Source organism: Psychrobacter sp. FME13, from assembly GCF_014861395.1.
Lineage (GTDB): Bacteria > Pseudomonadota > Gammaproteobacteria > Pseudomonadales > Moraxellaceae > Psychrobacter.
Genome location: NZ_RRYV01000215.1, coordinates 1 through 3,817 on the forward strand (window position 1 = coordinate 1; position 3,817 = coordinate 3,817).

Sequence of the window (3,817 nt, forward strand, 5' to 3'; positions counted from 1 at the left end):
GTTACAAGCCTAGTTAAGGTCTCGACATTATCGTCGGCTTGCGCCTAGTTTGGTGCAATTTTAGCAATCAGCAGCCCTAACATTTGAATATTCAACACGCCCTATAAGTTTTAAGTGGTGAGTGATGATTATTTATGTTTTTAATTCATCGTACTTTTTACTTTTACTACCTTAACGCTCATGTTACGCAAAAACAGCTATAATACTGTAACGCTATTTATCAAAATGATACTGCCACTTTATGACTATAAACTTGCTAAACACACAGGACGACAGCTTGGATATAAATTCAAGCGCTCAATCAGAGGCTGATTCAAACACTGAGTCGCAGCGACCTGTGACGCTGTTTTCTGAAGCCGCAGCGACTGACACATTACGCCCACAGTTTTGGACCCGTTTTACCTTAGATGAATTAAATCATAGCGAATGGGAGGCATTGTGTGATGGCTGTGGTAGTTGTTGTCTGATCAAATACATGGATGAAGATGAGAGTGGTAATGCCGGTGAGGAGCTGGTCGAATATACTGATGTGACTTGCCAGTTGATGGACTGCGAGACTGGGTATTGCCAACATTACGATACGCGCCAAGAGCATGTACCGGACTGTATTCAGCTGACCATGGACAACTTACCAAACATGATGTGGCTGCCGTCCCACTGCGCTTATAAGCGTTTGTATAAAGGGCAGGGCTTGCCCAGTTGGCATTTATTATTGACTGGGAATGCTGTAGTCACACAGCGACAAATGCGCGCGACGAATGTCGGTGTGGCAGGACGCTGTGTCTCTGAAACTAGCCTGTCGGATGAAGAAATGGAAGATCGTGTGGTCAATTGGGTCAAGCCGTAGTTACAGTTTGTTTGACGCTTAAAATCCAGCTTTCCACATCTGGTTCTTACAATGTAGCCCTTAATATCCAACCCTTAATACCCAGCCCTCAAAATCTAGCCTTTAAAGCTCAGTTTTGAAAATTCAGTTTTGAAAATCAAGCCTTCAAGTTAATACGAGTCAGACGCTTGGGCGGTAGATTTGGCGTCTGTCTCAGCATCAGCTTGAGAGTCAGCCAATGACGGAGTAGGAATGCCTTGGCGAATCTGCTCAGAGAACTCGCGGCTGTTTTCGTGACTATTAACGCCAGATTCTAGGTTGTTTTGATTATCGAACCCTTTAACCTTTGGGTTTATATGAGCGTGCTCATACCAAGTGTCCATTGACCATGGCTGATCGCTGCTTTCGGGATTGGCATCTAGCATACCCACATTGTACAAATAATTAGGCAACCAGCCGGACACCCAAATACGGTAATCCCATGGTAGACGATCGCCGCTGACGATGCGTGCCATATAAAAAATAATATTGGTGCAATTACTGACCAACGTGTTGTACCAAGCGGGCTCTGCATTCAGATCATCGGCGGCTGTCAAGTAAGACTCAAACAGTGATCTGACCTCGTGTTGCTGCAAGTTACTAACGGGAAATAGATACACTTGCTCGCCGCGCGCATTGCTCCGCGTGTAGATAATATCACGCTCTTCTGCAGCAATTAAGATCAGCTCAAAACGTCTAAAAAATCCGGCAAATGCAGAAAACGACTCCTCTTTTTCTTTACGAATCTCAAAGGAGAAGGCCAGTGGCGCGGCGTCTTCAAAGCGAAAGCTGACCAAAGTATGAGCAATCAGTGGTCCCATCCAATAAGAGTTGGTCACATCGACACCAGAGAGTTTAGACAAGTCCACTGTTCGAGTGTCCCAATGTGCGGTCGCGTTTTCTGCTGTGTGCCAATCAAAATTACGTACATTGGTCAGTGTGATTAAATCAGGGTTGGTCGCATCACGCTCATAAGAGACACGTTGATTGACATCAGCCATCCAGTCGCGCTCTTGCTGAGGTTCAATAGAAAAAAACCAGCCGACACCGACCAACCAAATCGCAGCGTATAAAGCCGTTAACCGTTTCGTAGTGGCTTTGCTATTGCTATTGGTTTTTACTTTAGCCGTTAATGACTGTTTATCTGATTGCTTAGCACTTTTTGGCCAATAGCGGCTTTTGAGCAATGCGGTCAGCACACCAACAATGATTATCCCGGCTAGCCAAGTAATTACCGACTGCTCGCCAAATTGATACCAAATGGCAAGCATCAACCAAATGGCTGATAGTAATAAAGATGTGATGATTAGAATTTGTAAAAGACAGCTACGCCATTTTGATTTTGGTTTGAGCGGCGGTTTTGGTTGGTTTCCAGTGCTGCCATTACCTTTTACATGATGATTGTGTGAGCCATGATTGTTTAAGCTGTCATGGTTTGAACTGTCATGGTTTGAGCTAAGATTCCCCATGCCATTGTCTGAACGATGGCCAGTTGAACGCGAGGCAAACAGGCGAGAAAAAACAGAACGTAGCGACATAGGATTTTTTTTGATAAATGAAGGCTTTGACCATAGCAAAATTTATAACACACTGACAATACAATTTGCATGAATTTGTCGTTGAATGTCGGTGAGCCATAAGATAAAGTGAAGCTGATTTATACTGTTTTATTTGCTAGCTTTATCCCCATCTATGTTTTACCTGTTATTCTTGCTTACTATCATTAACTACTAACGATATTAACTGCTATCAGCCAAATTTTTATTAACTTAATTTTTATTAACTTAAGAGGTTAAACCACACCACCATGTCTGACGACACTCCCAGCCCGAGTAGTTGGTCGATGCGCGGCTTAAAACGCTGGCTATCGACCGCCCCTGAAACCCGTGATGAACTGACTCGTTTGGTACAAGACTCGCGTCAGTTCTTAGAGCCTGACACGGTCGATATGCTAGAAGGCGTGCTCGATCTGCCTGCGACACAAGTGCGTGAAATCATGACACCGCGCCCACAAGTGATTGGTTTGCATGAAAGCGCTAGCCTTGCTGAAGTGATGGATATCATCCTTGATACCACTCATTCGCGCTATCCTGTTTTTGACAGTCAAGATGATGATGCTGTTATCGGTATCTTATTGGCAAAAGATTTGATTCCTATTCTCGTCCATATGGTGCGTCATCAAGAAGATAAAATTGAAAGCAAACGCCTAAGAGACCTTGTGCGTCAGCCACTATATATCAGTGAAACTGCGCGTTCTGACACCTTATTACGCTCACTACAGCGCACACAAGTGCATATGGCAATCGTCGTTGATGAGTTCGGTAACTTTGGTGGAGTGGTTACCATGGAGGACTTGTTAGAGGAAATCGTTGGTGACATCGTCGATGAACATGATGATTTTGAGGAAGACAGTGATATTAACAATATCGTCGCTGACCCTGATAAGCCAAATACATGGCGCGTTCAGGCTTCTACAGTGATTGAAGACTGCAATGATGAGCTCGGTTGTGAGTTTGATGATACTGATGTTGATACGATGGGTGGTTTGGTCATGCAAGCTTTGGGTCATGTCGGTGATCTAGAAGGTGAGAGTGTGATGATAGACGATTGGAAAATTACGATTACTGATGTTGAAGGTCGTTTTATCCATAACTTAGAGTTGACGAAAACGAACGTCGAACCACAAATCTTGATAGGCAGTCATTGATTCAGTGTTAATAACCTGAATCGCGCTTTAGGTACCTATTGCTGAACGACAAAAAACACGATTACGATCGTGTTTTTTTTTTGGTTTGTGGCTTGAGATACTCATCCTTGTTTATCATGTCGTAGCAGTTTGCTACGCAATATTACCTATTATTGGGTTTAGACTGGTATCATGGGCAAATTTAATTTTTGGTGGTGTATCAGAAAGTATGCTGAGGAGATAAAAGGAGGGTGACAGCCAAAGCA

The 3,817-nt window shown here is 43.6% G+C and carries 3 protein-coding genes; 2 read left to right on the forward strand and 1 reads right to left on the reverse strand.

Annotated features, from left to right (window positions below):
- The first annotated feature begins 343 nt into the window (after positions 1-343).
- Positions 344-847 carry a YcgN family cysteine cluster protein gene (locus EI164_RS15035; protein WP_225739336.1) on the forward strand — a complete coding sequence of 168 codons (504 nt, stop codon included), beginning with the start codon at positions 344-346 and terminating at the stop codon, positions 845-847.
- Positions 848-996: 149 nt separating this feature from the next.
- Here the strand turns inward: EI164_RS15035 and EI164_RS15040 are convergent, their stop codons facing one another.
- Positions 997-2,403 (reverse strand): DUF4105 domain-containing protein, encoded by a 1,407-nt coding sequence (locus EI164_RS15040; RefSeq protein WP_192520742.1) that lies wholly within the window; start codon positions 2,401-2,403, stop codon positions 997-999.
- Positions 2,404-2,672: 269 nt separating this feature from the next.
- Between EI164_RS15040 and EI164_RS15045 the strand changes: the two genes are divergently transcribed.
- Positions 2,673-3,572: an HlyC/CorC family transporter gene (locus EI164_RS15045; RefSeq protein WP_192520744.1), complete on the forward strand. Its 900-nt coding sequence runs from the start codon at positions 2,673-2,675 to the stop codon at positions 3,570-3,572.
- Positions 3,573-3,817: the final 245 nt, after the last annotated feature.